The organism is Pseudomonas sp. FW300-N1A1 (assembly GCF_058789115.1).
On sequence record NZ_JBYTBK010000023.1, the window covers coordinates 73,272 to 89,248 of the forward strand.

Below are 15,977 nucleotides of genomic sequence, written 5' to 3' on the forward strand. Positions count from 1 at the left end.
GGTCATTCTGAAAGACCGCCATCGCCTGGTCAGGGCGCGCTGCGTACGCCAGCGGGAGCAAGCTCCCTCGCCACAGGCCTATGGGAGCAACAGCCTTGATCACCAGGGATAAAGTGCCGAACACCTGCCCCGTGGCGAGCGAGCTTGCTCGCGCTGGGCTGCGTAGCAGCCCCAAAACCGCTCACCCAGGTCATTCTGAAAGACCGCCATCGCCTGGTCAGGGCGCGCTGCGTACGCCAGCGGGAGCAAGCTCCCTCGCCACAGGCGCGTTCACATTCGATTGCGTGGCGCGTCACTACACAGCCCTGTCTTCCCGCCCGCGCAGCAGCATGTTCGGCATGGCGATCGCCGCCGCCAGCCCCAGTAGCGAAACCGCCGCACTGACCATCAGTAAATGCCTGAAGGTCAGCAGCAGTTCGCCACGCAAGGCGTCCTGCGCATCGCCGGGAGCCGCGTTCAAGCCGTCGAGGAGCACGTTCCCGGAGTGGCCTTCGCCGATCAGTGAGGCACCGGTCAGGTGGGCGAAGCTCGAGTCCTGCAACAGCGCGAGCAGCAACGCCGACATCAAGGCGACCCCCACCGCGCCGCCGAGCGAGCGAAACAGGTTGGTGGTGCTGGTGGCAACGCCGATGTCCCGTTGCGCGACCGAGTTTTGCGTGCCCACCAGGGAGGTCGGGAACTGCATGCCGGCGGCGATACCGCTGAGCAGCATGAACAGGCTGCTGAGGACCACCGCGTGCGGCGAGCTGAAGGCCATGCCGAGGATCGCGAGCGGAGTGAGCGCCGCGCCAGTCAGGATCATCGGTTTGTAGCGACCGGTCACCGACGTCCGGCGCCCGGCATAGTAGGCCCCCATCGGCAAGCCCATCGCCAGGGGCAACAGGTGCAGCGCAGCGCTGTCGGCACCGGCACCGGTAACGCTCTGGAAGCGCAGCGGCATCAGCACGATCAGCGAAATCGCTTGAAAACTGGTGAAGAAAATCGTGCACCAGCACAGGACTGCGTTGCGGTTGGCAAACAGGTGCATGGGCAGCAGCGGCTCGGGAGCCCGACGCTCATGCCCGACGAACAACGCCAGGCCCAGCACCGCGCACAGCAGCAGCGCGAGGACTTCACCGCTGCGCCAGGAGTGACCCTGGCCCACCTCGGTAATGCCCAGCAACAAGGCGGTCAGGCCAAGGATCATCAACAGCGTGCCCAGATAGTCGATCACCGGCTTGCGGTGCGGCACCGGCAACCCCACCAGCGTGCGATTGGCCACCAGCCAGGCGCCGACGCCCAGTGGCAGGTTGATCAGAAATACCCAGCGCCACGACAGGTATTCGGTCATGTAGCCGCCGAGTACCGGCCCGGCCACGCTGGCCACCGCGTACATGCTGCTGAAGTAACCCTGATAACGTCCGCGCTCACGGGGAGGCACGATGTCCCCGATGATCGCCTGGCTGACCGAAATCATCCCGCCGGCCCCGATGCCCTGGATGATCCGCGCCAGTACCAGCTGCTCCATGCTCTGGGCGATGCCGCAAAACAGCGAGGCCAGGGTGAACAATCCCATACCGAACAGCATGAGCTTGCGCCGGCCATACAGGTCGCCAAGCTTGCCGTAGATCGGTACCGCGACGGTCATCGCCACCATGTAGCCGGAGATCACCCAGGCGAGCAGGCTGACGTCCTTGAATTGCGCGGAAATGGCCGGCATCGACACGGCGACGATGGTCTGGTCCAGCGCCCCGAGAAAGATTGCCAGCATCAAGGCAATCAACACGCTGCGAATGGCCGGTTTGGAGGTGTCGGGCGGGTTCAGATTAGTCACGGGTAAACCTGCGGGCAGTGATTGACCCGCAGGGAGCATGGCGAGCGGGGATGCTCGGCAGTTTAAGTCGGTAGGGGGCTATTCGATAGCCTCATAAGGAAGGCCGACGTAATTTTCGGCGATGGTCTTGCGCCCGGCCTCGGAGTCGACGAAGTACTCCAGTTCCGATTCGCTGATGCGCTGGCTGAAGGCGTCGCTGTCTTCGAAGGTATGGAGCATCGAGGTCATCCACCAGGAGAATCGCTCGGCCTTCCAGACCCGGCGCAGGCAGATTTCGGAGTACTTTTCCAGCAAGTCGGTACGGCCGTCACGCAATACCTTGAGCAGGATGTTGAACAGGGTACTGACATCGCTGGCCGCCAGGTTCAGCCCCTTGGCACCGGTTGGCGGGACGATGTGCGCGGCGTCGCCGACCAGGAACATGCGCCCGTACTGCATCGGTTCGACCACAAAGCTGCGCAGCGGCGCGATGCTTTTTTCGATGGACGGCCCGGTGACCAGGCGGTCGGCAAGCGCCGAGGGCAGGCGTGCTTTCAACTCGTCCCAGAAGCGCTGGTCGGACCAGTCCTCTACTTTTTCCTCGGTCGGCACTTGCACGTAGTAGCGGGTGCGGGTGGGCGAACGCATGCTGCACAAGGCAAAGCCGCGAGCATGTCGAGCATAGACCAGTTCTTCGTGGACGGGCGGGGTGTCGGCGAGGATGCCCAGCCAGCCGAACGGATACACCCGCTCGAAGACCTTCAGGCAGTCGACAGGAATCGATTGGCGAGCGACGCCATGGAAACCGTCGCACCCGGCGATGTAGTCGCAATCCACGCGCCAGGTTTCACCATCCTTTTCAAACGTCAGGAAGGGCTCGTCGGATTTCATGTCGTGGGGCACGACGTTGCGGGCTTCGTACAGGGTCGTGGCCCCGGCGTTCTGACGAGCAATCATCAAGTCGCGAGTGACTTCGGTCTGGCCGTAGATCATCACCGTCTTGCCGCCGGTCAGGGCATGCAGGTCGATGTGCACCTGGCGCTCGCCCAAGGCCAGTTGAAAGCCGCCATGCACCAGCCCTTCGGCGTCCATGCGCTGACTGACCCCGGCCTGGCGCAGCAGGTCGACCATGCCTTGTTCCAGGACGCCGGCGCGGATTCGTTGTTGTACGTAATCAGGTGTCTGGCGTTCGACAATCACCGTGGCGATGCCGGCGTTGTGCAGCAACTGGCCGAGCAGCAGGCCAGAGGGGCCGGCGCCGATAATGGCGACTTGGGTCTTGAGGATTTTCATTGTTGTTATGGCTCGCAAGCTTCACGCGGACAACGCCGGTGAATAGTTATCAAGAATCGAGTGCTTGCATTTTTCGCTTGTGAGTCTGTCAATTGAAGGTGAAAACTGAGCCGATACCTGTACATTTCGCCAATCGGGGCGATTATCGCCCGTAATGCTGAGGCCTGGACTGAAGTTATGAACAAGCCTGCGATTCCTGTGTTCAAGCTCTATGGTGAAAGTCTGGACTGGCCGACCCCGGACTTGCTGCATTGTGAAACCATCTCCAAGCGCAGCCGCGAACACCACTGGGAAATCAAACCCCATCGGCACGCCGATTTATGTCAGTTACTGTTTGTATTCAAAGGCCAGGCGGAGCTGGAGATCGAAGGCCAGCGCACCCTGCTCAACGAAGCCGCGATCCAGATCCTGCCGCCACTGTCGGTGCATGGTTTTCGCTTCCATGAAGACGTCGAAGGTTTTGTGGTGACGCTGGCGGCGCCACTGGTGGCTCACCTTCAAGCCCAGCTCGGCAACTCGGTGAATGCATTGGCGCAGGCCGCCAGCTACCCTGCCGGCACCGAAGCCGATTACCTGAACAGCCTGTTCAGTGCCTTGCAGAATGAGTACACCGGGCATCAGCCAGCGCGTGAAATGCTCATGCATTCGCTGGTCAGCGTCATCATGGTGTGGGTCAGCCGGCAGGTGATCCAGCGCCGAGCGGAAAACCAGCGGCCCCAGCGAGCGCGGGAGTACCTCAACGGGTACATTCAACTGGTGGAAGAAAACTATCGGCAGCACATCAAGGTCGAGGACCTGGCGCACCGGCTGGGGATCTCCGTGTCCCATCTCAATGGCACGTGCCGCGAGCTGGCGGGGCAGCCGGCGCTGCAGATCATGCACGAGCGCCAGTTGCTGGAGGCCAAGCGTTTATTGACCTACACCAGCATGACTATCTACGAGATGTCCGATTGGCTGGGCTTTTCCGATCCGACCAATTTCACACGCCTGTTCCGGCGTCGTGTCGGGATCTCGCCCAAGGCGTTTCGCGATGGCTTGAAGTCCGATCAGGGCAGCGGCGACTGAGAAGGTCCGTTACCTGAGGGAGTTCAGGGTTGCGTTGTGTGGAATGCACTGGTCAATTCCACAGCTGGCGGCGACTCTGGGTTGCTGGCGGGCTTGTTCGACCCGGTAGGCTGCGGTGCCATACAACGCCAGGGTGGCGGTGCAGGTAATGAAAATGGCGAGGTATCTTCTTGTTCTGATGTTCATGGCGCTGACCTCTGAACGAATACCCTCGGGTATTACTGTCAGCATAGGTCAGGCGCAGGGACTTGCCATGCAGGCCGCCCTCGCGTGTAGCCGGGTATTCAGGGCGGTGATGTTGAAAATGTTCACCGCCGAAAGCACCTACAGGTTCGCGTCCCATTGCGGAGTTTCCGGGAATCGCGCCACCAGGAAATCCAGCATGCTGCGCAACGCCGCCGGCATGTGTTTGCGTGATGCATAGACCGCGTACATGTTCATTTGCCGGGGTTCGGCATGGGGCAGCAGGCGTACCAGTTCACCGCTGTGAATGTGCACGTAGGCCTGATAGCTGGGCAGCATTGCCACCCCGGCACCGGCCATGGCCGCGCGCAGCAAGGTGCTGGCTTCGTTGGCGCTGATGTTGCCCTGCACCGGTACCGACACCTGCTCGCCATCCTGTTCGAAATGCCAGAGGCTTTTGCCGAAGTAGGAGTGGGTCAGGCAATTGTGCAGGCGCAGGTCTTCCACCCGCAGGGGTGTCGGGTGTTCGCGCAGGTAAGCGGGGGAGGCGCAGATCACCGAGCGGCAGACGGTCAGGCGCCGGGCGATCAGGTTCGGGTCCAGGTCGTTGCTGGTGCGGATCGCCAGATCGATGCGCTCGTCCACCAGGTTCACCGTGCGGTCGAGCATCTGCAGGTCAATGCTGACGCCGGGAAAGCGCTTGACGTAGGCGGCCACGGCGTCGGCCAATTGCGCCTGGCCGAAGGAGGTGCTGACGCTGATGCGCAGCAAGCCCCGTGGTGTATCGTCCGGCTCGCTCACCGCGGCCTGCATGTCACTCGACAAGTCGAGCATCTGTCGACAACGCGGCAGGATTTCGCTGCCAGCAGCGGTCAGGCTCAGTTTGCGCGTGGTGCGATGCATCAACCGCGCACCGACCCAGTCTTCCAGTTCCGCCAGGTAGCGCGAGACCACCGGACGCGACAGGTCCAGATGATCCGCCGCGGCCGACTGGCTGCCCAGGTCGACCACTGTGACGAACACCCGCATTGCTTGAAGTCGATCCATGATTTGCCCGCTTTCAGAAACAAACTATGTCCAAGCATCGCATTTTTTGTACTGAGTCAGGCAACTAAGCTCTGTCCCATCGCCAGATACGGCCTACGGAACACGGAGCAACACCATGATCGGCTTCACTTCGCTCAAGCGTCTTTTACTCGCCACCGCTACCCTGGGCTTCGCGGCCCATGCAGCCGCCGCCACGCCCGCGCTGACCCTGGATGTCTACAACCCCGGCACCGCGGCGATTTTCCCGGTGACCTCGGTACTGGTCAGCGGTGAGCGCGAATCGATTCTGGTGGACGCACAGTTTGGTAAATCCCAGGCCGAGCAGGTGGTGGAAAAAATCCGCGCCAGCGGCAAGCAACTGACCACCATTTACATCAGCCACGGCGACCCGGATTACTACTTTGGCCTGGACACGATTACCGCGGCGTTTCCCAAGGCCAAGGTGCTGGCGTCGCAGCCAACGGTCGATCACATCAAGGCGACCGTTGCCGGCAAGGTTGCGTTCTGGGGGCCGAAAATGGGCACGGACGTACCGGCCAGAACCATCGTCCCGGGTGTGCTCAAGGGCAATAGCCTGACCCTGGAAGGCAAGCCACTGGAGATCATCGGCCTGGACGGCCAGCAACCGGATCGCAGTTTTGTCTGGATCCCTTCGATCAAGGCCGTGGTCGGCGGCGTGGTGGTGGCAGAAAACATCCATGTCTGGATGGCCGATACTCAAACCCCACAGTCCCATACGGATTGGTTGACGACCCTGAACACCATTGAGCGCCTGAAACCCGAGACTATCGTTCCCGGCCACTACCTGGGTGACAGCGCCCGGTCGCTGGCGGCCGTGCACTTCACCGCCGACTACATCAAGGCATTCGATGAAGAAACCGCCAACGCCAAGGATTCCGCCGAGCTGATCGCCGCCATGAAAAAACGTTACCCGACCCTGGGCGAAGAAAGCTCCCTGGAGCTGAGTGCGAAAGTCGCCAAGGGCGAGATGAAGTGGTAACTCGTGTTCACCGAGTAACTGAATGATCGTTCCCACGCTCGCGTGGGAATACCGCCAGTGACGCGCTGCGTCACACCTGAACTGGAGCACTGTTCATGAGCAAGATCGCAATCATTGGTGCCACCGGCCGTGCCGGCAGCCAACTGCTGGAAGAGGCCCTGCGTCGTGGTCACAGCGTCACCGCCATTGCCCGCGACACCTCGAAACTCAGCCCGCGTCCGGGTGTGGTGAGCAAGAACGTGGACGTTCTCGATGCAGCTGCCTTGCAAGCGGCAGTGGCCGGCCATGACCTGGTGATCAGTGCCGCACACTTCGCGACGATCCCCGCCAGCGCCATCATCGATCCGGTGAAGCAAGCCGGGATCAAGCGCCTGCTGGTGGTCGGTGGCGCCGGCTCGCTGCTGCTGCCAACCGGCACCCGGGTCATCGATAGCCCGGACTTTCCGGCTGAGTACAAGGCCGAGGCCAGTGCCGGCGCGGTGTTCCTCGACACCTTGCGCCAGGAGCAGGACCTGGACTGGACCTTCCTCTCACCGTCCGCGCTGTTCGTTGAAGGCGAGCGCACCGGGGTTTTCCGTATCGGCCAGGATGACTTGCTGGTGAGTGCTGAAGGCAAGAGCTGGATCACTTTCGCAGACTATGCGATTGCGATGCTCGATGAAGTGGAGAAGCCCATGCACTCGCGCCAGCGGTTTACCGTAGGCTACTGATAGCACAACCGTGGCGAGGGGCATGTTCCCTCGCCACTGCATATGAACATCCTTTTGCGGATGCTCAGCGCGCCTGCGCCTGCACCACCAGCCACTCCATCAACTCACGCAGTTGCGGCGACGGTCCCGGCTTTTGCGGGAACACCAGGTAGTACGCCAACCCTGTGCTGACCTTCAGATCAAAGGGCATGACCAGCCTTCCGGCACTCAGGTCATCGCCGATCAACGACCAGTCACCAATCGCCACGCCCGTACCCTGGGACGCCACAGACATGGCCAGGTCCAGGGTTTCAAAATGCTGGCCCTTGCCCAGGGTGCTGAGGTTGACGTCCGCCGCTTTCAGCCAGGTTTTCCAGTCCCGTTGATCACGCGTGGGGTGCAGCAGCAGGTGCTTGCCCAGATCGTGCGGGCTGTGCAGCGGCACCGGGCCGTCGAGCAGCGGCCGGGAGCAGACCGGCGTGAGTTGTTCGTCAAACAGGCGCAAGGACGCCAGTGAGCTGTCCGGCGGCGCACCGTACATGACGGCCGCGTCGAACTGCTCGCGGTGAAAATCCACGCCGTGCTGCACGGTGGTCGTCAGCTCCACCGGCACGTCCGGGCGCTCTTTCTGCCATTGCAGCAAACGTGGCAACAGCCAGCGCATGACGCAGGTCGGCGCCTTGAGCTGCAAGGTTTCGCGGTGTTTGCCGACTTGCTCCACCGCCTCATCGATCAGACCGAACACCTGCTGGATCCGTGGCAGCCACTCCAGCCCTTCGGCGGTCAGGCTCAGCCCGCGCGCCTGACGGTGAAACAGGGCGTAACCCAGGTGTTCTTCCAGGCCGGCGATCTGTCGGCTCACCGCACCCTGGGTGATGTGCAACTGCTCGGCTGCCCGGGTGAAGTTGCAGCATTGGGCCGTGATCAGAAACGTGTGCAGGGCGGGAAGGGGAGGAAGTCGTTTCATGGGACGCCAAGGCATGAGGTGAGGACATGGCGAGTATGACTTTTTATCGATTGTTGCGGCTACCCGCGGACCGTTCCAATAACGCCATGGCTGAGCCTCGCCGCGCACACCTGGTTGGCGCGCGGGGCCAGTGTCTCAACAAATAAAAAGGGCAAAGACATGGCGACGTGTGGCGAAGTATTGGTCAAGTTACTCGAAGGCTACGGGGTCGAGCAGGTGTTCGGCATTCCCGGCGTGCATACCGTTGAGTTGTATCGCGGGTTGGCCCGTTCGAGCATCAACCACGTCACCCCCCGTCACGAGCAGGGCGCCGGCTTCATGGCCGACGGCTATGCCCGCACCAGCGGCAAACCGGGGGTGTGTTTCATCATCACCGGCCCTGGCATGACCAATATCACCACCGCCATGGGCCAGGCCTATGCCGATTCGATCCCGATGCTGGTGATCTCCAGCGTGCAATCGCGCAGCCAGTTGGGCGGCGGTCGCGGCAAGCTGCACGAGCTGCCGAACCAGGGTGCGCTGGTGGCCGGTGTGGCGGCGTTCTCCCATACGCTGATGTCGGCGGCTGAATTGCCAGGCGTGCTGGCTCGCGCCTTTGCCTTGTTCCAGGCGGGCCGCCCGCGTCCGGCGCACATCGAAATTCCACTGGACGTGCTGGTGGAAGACGCTGATGCACTGCTCGATAGCCAGCCGGTAACCATCACGCGCGCCGGTGCAGCCCCAGCGGCCGTGGCGCAAATGAGCGAATGGCTGGCCAACGCCAAGCGTCCGCTGATCCTCGCCGGTGGCGGTGCGATCGATGCCGCTGCCGAACTGATGCAACTGGCCGAGCGGCTCGACGCCCCGGTAGCGCTGACCATCAACGCCAAAGGCATGCTGCCCTCGCAGCACCCGTTGCTGATCGGTTCGACCCAGACCCTGGTGGCCACCCGTGCCCTGGTGGCGGACGCCGACGTCGTGCTGGCCATCGGCACCGAACTGGCGGAAACCGACTACGACGTGACCTTTGCCGGTGGCTTCGAGATTCCGGGGGCTTTGCTGCGGGTCGATATCGATCCCGACCAGACCGTGCGCAATTATCCACCCCAGGTAGCGCTGGTGTCCGACGCCCGGAACGCGGCACAGGCGTTGCTCGATGGCGTGGCCAGGCATGTGCTGGCTGAACGCAGCAGCGACTGGGGCCAGGCTCGGGCCGCGACCTTGCGCGCCGAACTCGACACGACCTGGGATGCGCCAACCCGTGCCCAGACGCTGTTCCTGAAAACCGTGCAGGACACGCTGCCTGAGGCGGTGTTTGTCGGTGATTCGACCCAGCCGGTGTACACCGGCAACCTGACCTTCAACCCGGAACGTCCGCGTCGCTGGTTCAACTCCTCCACCGGTTACGGCACCCTGGGCTACGCCTTGCCAGCCGCCATCGGCGCCTGGCTCGGCGGTGGAGCCGAATGCAATTCTCGTCCGCCCGTGGTGTGCCTGATCGGCGATGGCGGCCTGCAATTCACCTTGCCGGAACTGGCCAGCGCGGTGGAAGCCCGTACCCCGGTGATCGTCCTGCTGTGGAACAACCAGGGCTACGAAGAGATCAAGAAGTACATGGTCAACCGCGCCATCGAGCCGGTAGGCGTCGACATCTACACCCCGGATTTCGTCACCGTGGCCAAAGGCCTGGGCTGCGCGGCACTGGCCATCAACGGCGTTGAAGAACTGCGCTCAGCCCTGCGGGCGGCGGTTGACCGTCAGGGCCCGACCCTGATCGAAATCGACCAGAGCCAGTGGATGAAGGCGGTGTCGGCATGAGCTTTCCTGTCACGTTGGACGGCCTCTATATCGACGGCCGATGGTCGGCGGGCGACGAACACCTGCGGGTCATCAACCCGGCCACCGAAGCCTTGCTGACCACGGTCAACGGCGGCGATGAACGCGCAGTCCGGCACGCGGTGAGCGCGGCCAGCGCGGCGTTTGCCGATTGGTCGAAAACCACCGGTAGCGAGCGTGGCGCGATCCTGCGTGCCATCGCCAGCGGTGTGCAGACTCGCCGTGAGCGCCTGATGTACTTGCAGTCGATCAACAACGGCAAGCCCCGGTTCGAAGCGGGGATCGACGTCGATGACGTGATCGCCACCTTCGACTATTACGCCGGCCTCGCCGAAGCACTGGATGCCGGGCAGGACCGCACGGTCGAGCTGCCGAGCGACGACTTCGCCGCCCGCGTGCGCCGTGAGCCATGCGGTGTGGTGGGGCTGATCGTGCCGTGGAACTTCCCGATGGTCACCACCGCCTGGAAACTCGCCCCGGCCTTGGCGGCGGGTTGCTGCGTGGTGCTCAAACCGTCGGAAGTCACCCCGCTGGCGGAGCTGGAACTGGCGACGATCATCGCCGAGAGCGGCTTGCCCAAGGGCGTGTTCAACCTGGTCTGCGGGACGGGCCTGGCGGTCGGTGCGCCGCTGTCGGGCGACCCACGGGTGGCGAAGATTTCCTTTACCGGCAGTAACGCGGTCGGTGTGCAGGTCATGCAGCGCGCGGCGGAAACGGTGAAGGGCGTGAGCCTGGAGCTGGGTGGTAAATCCTCGTTGCTGGTGATGGCGGATGCCGACCTCGACCTGGCGGTAGAACTGGCCAGCGGCGGTGGTTTTTTCAACGCCGGGCAGATGTGTTCCGCCACCAGCCGGGTACTGGTGGCCGATGAACTGGCGGATGAATTCCTCCTGCGCCTGAAGGCCCGCGCCGAATCGATTCGGGTGGCCGATCCATTCGACCCGGACGTGGAAATGGGCGCCCTGGTCAATCAGGCGCAGTACCAGCGGGTACTGGGCCACATTGATCGCGGCCTGAGTGCTGGCGCCCGCCTGGTCTGCGGTGGTGGTCGTCCTGCCGATCTGCCGCGCGGTTATTTTTTACAGCCCACGGTCTTCACCGACGTGCCCCTGGACAGTGCGCTGTGGTGTGAGGAGATTTTTGGCCCGGTGCTGTGTGTACGCCGTTTTGCCACTGAGCAAGAGGCCATCGGGCTGGCCAACGACAGTCAGTTCGGCCTGGTCGCCAGCGTGGTCAGCCGTGATGTCGAGAATGCCGAGCGGGTCGCCAACGCCTTGCAGGCCGGGCTGGTATGGATCAACGCGCCTCAGGTGATCTTCCCGCAGACCGCCTGGGGTGGCTACAAACAGAGCAGCATCGGCCGCGAACTGGGGCCTTGGGGCTTGCAAGCGTTTCAGGAAATCAAGCACGTGATTCGCGCCGTCTGAGAGCACGAAAACGGGCCACGCATGCCTCGTAACGAGGCATGCGCGCGGGACATGGCACCAATGATTTTTTTTCGATTGTTGCGCGTTTTGCGTGACCTCAGGATGAGCCCGAAGACCCCGCCCAAGCCCTTGTAATCTGGGGGCTTGCCGCGAGTCGAACCGTGCGGTCGCAAGGGATGCAGCCACCTTATACCTACAACAATAAAGGGAGTCCTCCATGGGCGAGCATGATCTGAACAGAAGACAATTCATCAAGACCGTAGGTGTCGCCTCGGTTGCCGCGGCGGCCATGAGCATGCCGTTCATCCGCGCCAGCGCCAGCGATACCCGTTTCCAGGGCAAGACCCTGCGCCTGCTGACCTGGTCCGATGACACCGGGCTTGCCGCGCTGCGCAACATTGCCGCGACCTTTGAAGCCAAGACCGGTGCCAAGGTCATCGCCGACCGCACCGGCAGCACCTCGGAGATGGTCGCCAAGCTCAAGGCCGGCGGGGATCGCCCGCAGTACGACATCATCACCCTGGCCGGTGTCGGTGCCGAAGGCCTGGCCGCCGCCGGCCTGCTGGAGAAGCCCGACCTCAACCGCATTCCCAACCTGCTCGACGTCCCGGAGAAATACCGCACCGGGGCCAACGGCCACGGCATTGGTTACCTGCTCTGGTGCAACAGCCTGGTCTACAGCACCCGTACCTTGAAAGAAGCCCCGGACAGCTACGCTGCGCTGTGGGATGCCGACATGGCGCCGAACATCTTCCTGCCACCGCCGAACTGGACCGAGGCGATGGACCTGATCATCATCGCGGCGAAACTGGCGGGCGGTGACGAACACAACATTGAGCCTGGCTTCAAGAAGCTCGCCGAGCTCAAGGATCGTGTGGTGACCCTGGGTGAAAACCCCAACCAGATCGCCGAACTGTTCCGCACCGGGTCCCTGGACATGGGCGGCCTGTACGCCCCGGCGTTCTTCCCGAAGCAGATCCGTGACCCGGCCTACGGCCTGGGCGCCACGTTTGGTATGAAGGAAGGGTTCTACACCGACCTGATGTTGTCGGTGATGCCCAAGAACCGTCCCGGTGACACTGACCTGGCCTACGCCTTCATCGACCACTCCCTCGACCCGCTGGTGCAGGGCAAGATGGCCGAAGACATCTTCAACGGCCCGGTCAACGCCAAGGCGATCATCTCCGCCGAAGCGCGCAAGAGCCCGTACATCTTGACGCCGGAGCAGATCGCCGAGAAGGCGATCATGCACGACAACGCCTTCCTGGCGAGTGTGCATGACCAATGGATTCGTCGTTACACGGAAATCTTCTCTTCCTGATATCTGCCGTCCAGAGATCCATTGTAGCGAGGGAGCTTGCGCCCGCTCGGCTGCGTAGCAGTCGTGAAGCGGGCGGTGCGGTGTATCAGATGAACACCGCTCAACAGGTTCCGGGGTCGCTTTGCGACCCAACGGGAGCAAGCGCCCTCGCCACGGTTTGTCGTGTGACTCCAGGTTATTTGTTTTCCATTGACGAGACCCTTGCTATGGAACACCAACCCCTGACCCACCCGGTCGGCGCTGCTGTCGTGCGCCGCCACCTCAGCGTTTCGCCAACGCTGCGCGCCTGGTTTTTCCTGACGCCCTCCATGCTGTTTCTCGGCGTGCTGATTGCCGCCAGCCTCTTGGTGCTGCGCATGAGCGTCGGCACCAAAGGTGCGGAGTGGAGCGGTTTCAGCCTGGCCAGCTACGCCCAGTTGCTGGAGCCTTACTACCTCAAGTCCTTGCTGCTGACCCTGCGCCTGGCATTGATCAGCGCGGTGATCGCGGTGCTGCTGGCGATTCCGGTGGCGTACACCATGTCGCGCCTGACTTCACCCTTGCTGCGCCGGGTGTTTCTGGCGGCGGTGCTGTTGCCGTTGCTGGTCAATCTGCTGCTGCAAAGCTATGGCTGGCTGGTGATCCTGGGCCCCGGTGGCATGCTCAACCAGGCCTTGATGGGCCTGGGCCTGATTCAGCGCCCGATCATGCTGTTGTACAACCAGAACGGCGTGTTGATGGGGCTGGTGCAAACCGCGTTTCCGTTGGCCGTCCTGCCGATTGCCAGTGCCATGCGTGGTGTTGCGCGGACCTATGAAGAGGCCGCCGCGACCCTCGGCGCCAGCCGCTTGCAGGTGTTCCGCCAGGTCGTGTTGCCCATGAGCCTGCCGGGGATCATCACCGGTGCGACCCTGGTCTTCGCCTACAACGCCAGCAGTTTTGTGGTGCCGTTGCTGCTCGGCGGGCGACGCGTGCCGATGCTGGCGGTGATGGTGCACGACCAGATTGCCCCGCTGATGAACTGGCCCGCCGCGTCCGCGGCAGGCGTGGTGTTGATCGTCACTACCCTGGCCATCATGACTTTGTCCGAATACATCACTGGCCGTCGTCGGCGCATGCTGGAGGCTTCGCAATGAGCACCTTGATCAAGAAGCGCCAGTCGCTGTTGCCCGGCGATACCGGCAGGTTTGCCGGCGTGTTGTCCGGTTTCATCCTGCTGCTGGCGGTGCTGCCAATCCTGACCATGATCGTCATGTCATTCAGTGGCGCGTCGAACCTCGACTTCCCGCCCAGCAGCTACAGCCTGCAATGGTACAAAGCCGCCTGGCACACCTTCGTTTCGCCGGACGCCAGCGATGTGCTGAGCCTGGGCACCGCCATGGGCACCAGCCTGATGGTGTCATGCCTGACCATGATCTTCGCCACGCTCATCGCGGTGCCAGCCGCCTATGCGCTAACCCGTTGCGAGTTTCGCGGCAAGGCCGTGGCGCTGCAATTGATGTCGCTGCCGCTGGTGTTTCCGATGGTGGTGCTGGGGTTGGCCTTGCTGTTGGTGTTCGACAGCCTGCCGTTCCAGATGACCACCTCGCGGCTGGTGATTGCCCACGTGATCCTGGCCCTGCCGTTCGTGGTGAAGAACTGCACGGCGGCGATGCTTTCCATTGGCAGCGAAGTCGAAGAGGCGGCGCAGATGCTCGGTGCTTCGCCGACCCGGGCCATTTTCGATGTGGTGGTACCGCTGATGAAGTCGGGGATCCTGGCGGGGATGCTGCTGGCATTCATCGTCTCGTTCAACGAGTTCACCGTGACCTACTTCCTCTACACCATCGATGTCATGACCGTGCCGATCTGGATGTACAGCCGCACCGTATCGTCGCTGGACCCCACCGTATTTTCGTTTGCCGTGCTGATCGTGCTGATCGACTTCGTCCTGATCTGGGCGTTGGAGAAGCTGGTCGGTGAAGGTGGCGTTTCCTTTTGATTTCAGTCTGGAAAGTGCCTGCGCTTGATCATGCTGGGTTAAAAGTCAGTTCGGAATGCTCATTGACTACAGTCAACTCCGCTTCCTCGCCGCCTTTTGCCTTGCCTGATCTTCGCTCGGCTACTTCCAGACAGAACCCATGATTTGAGGTGAGCAACATGACTGGTCTGATTCTGGAAAACGTCGAGAAACATTACGGCTCGGCCTGCGCGGTGAAAGACGTCAACCTGCATTTGCCCGAGGGCAAGCTGGTGTGTTTTCTCGGGCCCTCGGGCTGCGGTAAAACCACTTTGCTGCGCATGATCGCGGGTCTGGAAACCCTTAGTGGTGGCGAAATTCGCCTGGACGGCGAAGACATCGGCAATACGCCCGCGCACCTGCGCAACTTCGGCATGGTGTTTCAATCCCTGGCGCTGTTCCCGCACATGACCGTTGGCGAGAACATCGCCTATCCCTTGAAGCTGCGTGGCGTGAGCAAGAGCGACCAGCAGGCGCGGGTCACTGAGCTGCTGCAACTGATTCAGCTGCAGCAGATGGTCGACCGTCCAGTGTCGAAACTGTCCGGCGGCCAGCGTCAACGAGTGGCGATTGCCCGGGCGATTGCCGCGCATCCGAAAATCCTGTTGCTAGATGAGCCGCTGTCGGCACTGGACGCCAAGCTGCGTGAGTCGATGCAGGTGGAAATCCGTCAGTTGCAGCAACGCCTGAACATCACCACCATCCTGGTCACTCACGACCAGCGTGAAGCCATGACCATGGCCGATATCGTGGTGGTACTGGGTGAGCACCGGATCCAGCAGATCGGTACACCGATCGAGATCTACCGTCACCCGGCCAATGAGTTTGTGGCGGACTTTATCGGTTCGGGCAACATTTTCCCGGCCACCGCATTGGGTGATGGCAAGGTCGGCTTGCCAGGTGGCGATGCCCTGCAGGTGCCGATCTGCAGCAGCATTGTGGTGGGCGAGAAGGTCAAGATGCTGGTGCGTCCCGAGGATTTGCAACTGTCCCATCCACAGGCGACGGCGGGTAACCGGTTACTGGGTAAAGTGACTTTTGTGCGGGATATCGGCGCGACCATCGAAACCACGGTCGAGTGTTCCGGCGTTTCGCTGACCGCCCTGAGCACACCGTGCCAGGACATTGGCCTGAGCATCGGCAATCCAGTGTCGGTGACTATTCCGTCCGCGGCTTGCCGGGTACTGGGCGCCTGAGGTCAGAGGTGGGTTCTCTTTGCCTCCCGTGGCGAGCGAGCTTGCTCGCGCTGGACGGCACAGCCGTCCCAACAAGGCCATCGAGGTATGTCAGGTAATCCGCATTCTGCTTTGTGGCGGCGGCTGTGCCACCGAGCGGGAGCAAGCTCCCTCGCCACGGGGGTAAGTGCTGCCTGAAAGTAGTGTGCCTGCGTCATGAGCTGC

General features: G+C 62.4%; 14 protein-coding genes. 9 read left to right on the forward strand and 5 right to left on the reverse strand.

The features are described 5' to 3' along the window. Nucleotides 1-295: 295 nt before the first annotated feature. Together AC3WQN_RS16570 and pobA are read right to left on the reverse strand one after the other, a co-directional pair. Entirely contained in the window at nt 296-1,813 is a 1,518-nt protein-coding gene (locus AC3WQN_RS16570; protein ID WP_103401920.1) for an MDR family MFS transporter, read from the reverse strand. A 78-nt stretch (nt 1,814-1,891) separates the two neighbouring features. Further along, entirely contained in the window at nt 1,892-3,085 is a 1,194-nt protein-coding gene (gene pobA, locus AC3WQN_RS16575) for a 4-hydroxybenzoate 3-monooxygenase (protein ID WP_103401919.1), read from the reverse strand. 177 nt (nt 3,086-3,262) lie between these two features. On the opposite strand from pobA, the gene AC3WQN_RS16580 reads away from it, so the two are divergent. Beyond that, nucleotides 3,263-4,150, forward strand: coding sequence for a helix-turn-helix domain-containing protein (locus AC3WQN_RS16580; protein WP_103401918.1), 888 nt, complete (start codon nt 3,263-3,265; stop codon nt 4,148-4,150). Between the two features lie 9 nt (nt 4,151-4,159). Here AC3WQN_RS16580 and AC3WQN_RS16585 read toward each other — a convergent pair whose 3' ends face one another. Together AC3WQN_RS16585 and AC3WQN_RS16590 are read right to left on the reverse strand one after the other, a co-directional pair. Further along, the gene (locus AC3WQN_RS16585; RefSeq protein ID WP_178081948.1) at nt 4,160-4,336 is read right to left on the reverse strand and encodes a hypothetical protein; all 177 of its coding nucleotides are present in this window, start codon (nt 4,334-4,336) and stop codon (nt 4,160-4,162) included. 138 nt (nt 4,337-4,474) lie between these two features. Beyond that, nucleotides 4,475-5,380 (reverse strand): LysR family transcriptional regulator, encoded by a 906-nt coding sequence (locus AC3WQN_RS16590; RefSeq protein WP_095145206.1) that lies wholly within the window; start codon nt 5,378-5,380, stop codon nt 4,475-4,477. Nucleotides 5,381-5,495: 115 nt separating this feature from the next. On the opposite strand from AC3WQN_RS16590, the gene AC3WQN_RS16595 reads away from it, so the two are divergent. Next, on the forward strand, nt 5,496-6,380 hold the full coding sequence (locus AC3WQN_RS16595; protein ID WP_103401916.1) for an MBL fold metallo-hydrolase: 885 nt from the start codon (nt 5,496-5,498) through the stop codon (nt 6,378-6,380). A 95-nt stretch (nt 6,381-6,475) separates the two neighbouring features. Next, entirely contained in the window at nt 6,476-7,090 is a 615-nt protein-coding gene (locus AC3WQN_RS16600) for an NAD(P)-dependent oxidoreductase (protein WP_103401915.1), read from the forward strand. 64 nt (nt 7,091-7,154) lie between these two features. On the opposite strand, the gene AC3WQN_RS16605 is transcribed toward AC3WQN_RS16600, so the two are convergent. Further along, nucleotides 7,155-8,036, reverse strand: a complete 882-nt coding sequence (locus tag AC3WQN_RS16605; RefSeq protein WP_103401914.1) for a LysR substrate-binding domain-containing protein — start codon at nt 8,034-8,036, stop codon at nt 7,155-7,157. A gap of 159 nt (nt 8,037-8,195) precedes the next feature. Between AC3WQN_RS16605 and AC3WQN_RS16610 the strand changes: the two genes are divergently transcribed. From AC3WQN_RS16610 to AC3WQN_RS16635, 6 genes are all read left to right on the forward strand, one after another. Continuing rightward, nucleotides 8,196-9,833 carry a 5-guanidino-2-oxopentanoate decarboxylase gene (locus AC3WQN_RS16610; protein WP_103401913.1) on the forward strand — a complete coding sequence of 546 codons (1,638 nt, stop codon included), beginning with the start codon at nt 8,196-8,198 and terminating at the stop codon, nt 9,831-9,833. Further along, nucleotides 9,830-11,278, forward strand: a complete 1,449-nt coding sequence (locus AC3WQN_RS16615) for an aldehyde dehydrogenase family protein (RefSeq protein ID WP_103401912.1) — start codon at nt 9,830-9,832, stop codon at nt 11,276-11,278. Before AC3WQN_RS16610 ends, AC3WQN_RS16615 begins: the two co-directional genes overlap by 4 nt. Nucleotides 11,279-11,495: 217 nt before the next feature. Beyond that, entirely contained in the window at nt 11,496-12,599 is a 1,104-nt protein-coding gene (locus AC3WQN_RS16620; RefSeq protein ID WP_095145214.1) for an ABC transporter substrate-binding protein, read from the forward strand. Between the two features lie 206 nt (nt 12,600-12,805). Next, on the forward strand, nt 12,806-13,714 hold the full coding sequence (locus AC3WQN_RS16625) for an ABC transporter permease (protein ID WP_103401911.1): 909 nt from the start codon (nt 12,806-12,808) through the stop codon (nt 13,712-13,714). Further along, nucleotides 13,711-14,559: an ABC transporter permease gene (locus tag AC3WQN_RS16630; RefSeq protein WP_103401910.1), complete on the forward strand. Its 849-nt coding sequence runs from the start codon at nt 13,711-13,713 to the stop codon at nt 14,557-14,559. The genes AC3WQN_RS16625 and AC3WQN_RS16630 overlap by 4 nt, the downstream gene beginning before the upstream one ends. 158 nt (nt 14,560-14,717) lie before the next feature. Continuing rightward, the gene (locus AC3WQN_RS16635) at nt 14,718-15,773 is read left to right on the forward strand and encodes an ABC transporter ATP-binding protein (protein WP_103401909.1); all 1,056 of its coding nucleotides are present in this window, start codon (nt 14,718-14,720) and stop codon (nt 15,771-15,773) included. Nucleotides 15,774-15,977 lie beyond the last annotated feature (204 nt).

What these genes read in the sequence shown, in the direction of transcription:
- pobA (WP_103401919.1), bottom strand. Translation starts at nt 3,085, where the DNA reads ATGAAAATCCTCAAGACCCAAGTCGCCATTATCGGCGCCGGCCCCTCT.
- AC3WQN_RS16580 (WP_103401918.1), top strand. Translation starts at nt 3,263, where the DNA reads ATGAACAAGCCTGCGATTCCTGTGTTCAAGCTCTATGGTGAAAGTCTG.
- AC3WQN_RS16585 (WP_178081948.1), bottom strand. Translation starts at nt 4,336, where the DNA reads ATGAACATCAGAACAAGAAGATACCTCGCCATTTTCATTACCTGCACC.
- AC3WQN_RS16590 (WP_095145206.1), bottom strand. Translation starts at nt 5,380, where the DNA reads ATGGATCGACTTCAAGCAATGCGGGTGTTCGTCACAGTGGTCGACCTG.
- AC3WQN_RS16595 (WP_103401916.1), top strand. Translation starts at nt 5,496, where the DNA reads ATGATCGGCTTCACTTCGCTCAAGCGTCTTTTACTCGCCACCGCTACC.
- AC3WQN_RS16600 (WP_103401915.1), top strand. Translation starts at nt 6,476, where the DNA reads ATGAGCAAGATCGCAATCATTGGTGCCACCGGCCGTGCCGGCAGCCAA.
- AC3WQN_RS16605 (WP_103401914.1), bottom strand. Translation starts at nt 8,036, where the DNA reads ATGAAACGACTTCCTCCCCTTCCCGCCCTGCACACGTTTCTGATCACG.
- AC3WQN_RS16610 (WP_103401913.1), top strand. Translation starts at nt 8,196, where the DNA reads ATGGCGACGTGTGGCGAAGTATTGGTCAAGTTACTCGAAGGCTACGGG.
- AC3WQN_RS16615 (WP_103401912.1), top strand. Translation starts at nt 9,830, where the DNA reads ATGAGCTTTCCTGTCACGTTGGACGGCCTCTATATCGACGGCCGATGG.
- AC3WQN_RS16620 (WP_095145214.1), top strand. Translation starts at nt 11,496, where the DNA reads ATGGGCGAGCATGATCTGAACAGAAGACAATTCATCAAGACCGTAGGT.
- AC3WQN_RS16625 (WP_103401911.1), top strand. Translation starts at nt 12,806, where the DNA reads ATGGAACACCAACCCCTGACCCACCCGGTCGGCGCTGCTGTCGTGCGC.
- AC3WQN_RS16630 (WP_103401910.1), top strand. Translation starts at nt 13,711, where the DNA reads ATGAGCACCTTGATCAAGAAGCGCCAGTCGCTGTTGCCCGGCGATACC.
- AC3WQN_RS16635 (WP_103401909.1), top strand. Translation starts at nt 14,718, where the DNA reads ATGACTGGTCTGATTCTGGAAAACGTCGAGAAACATTACGGCTCGGCC.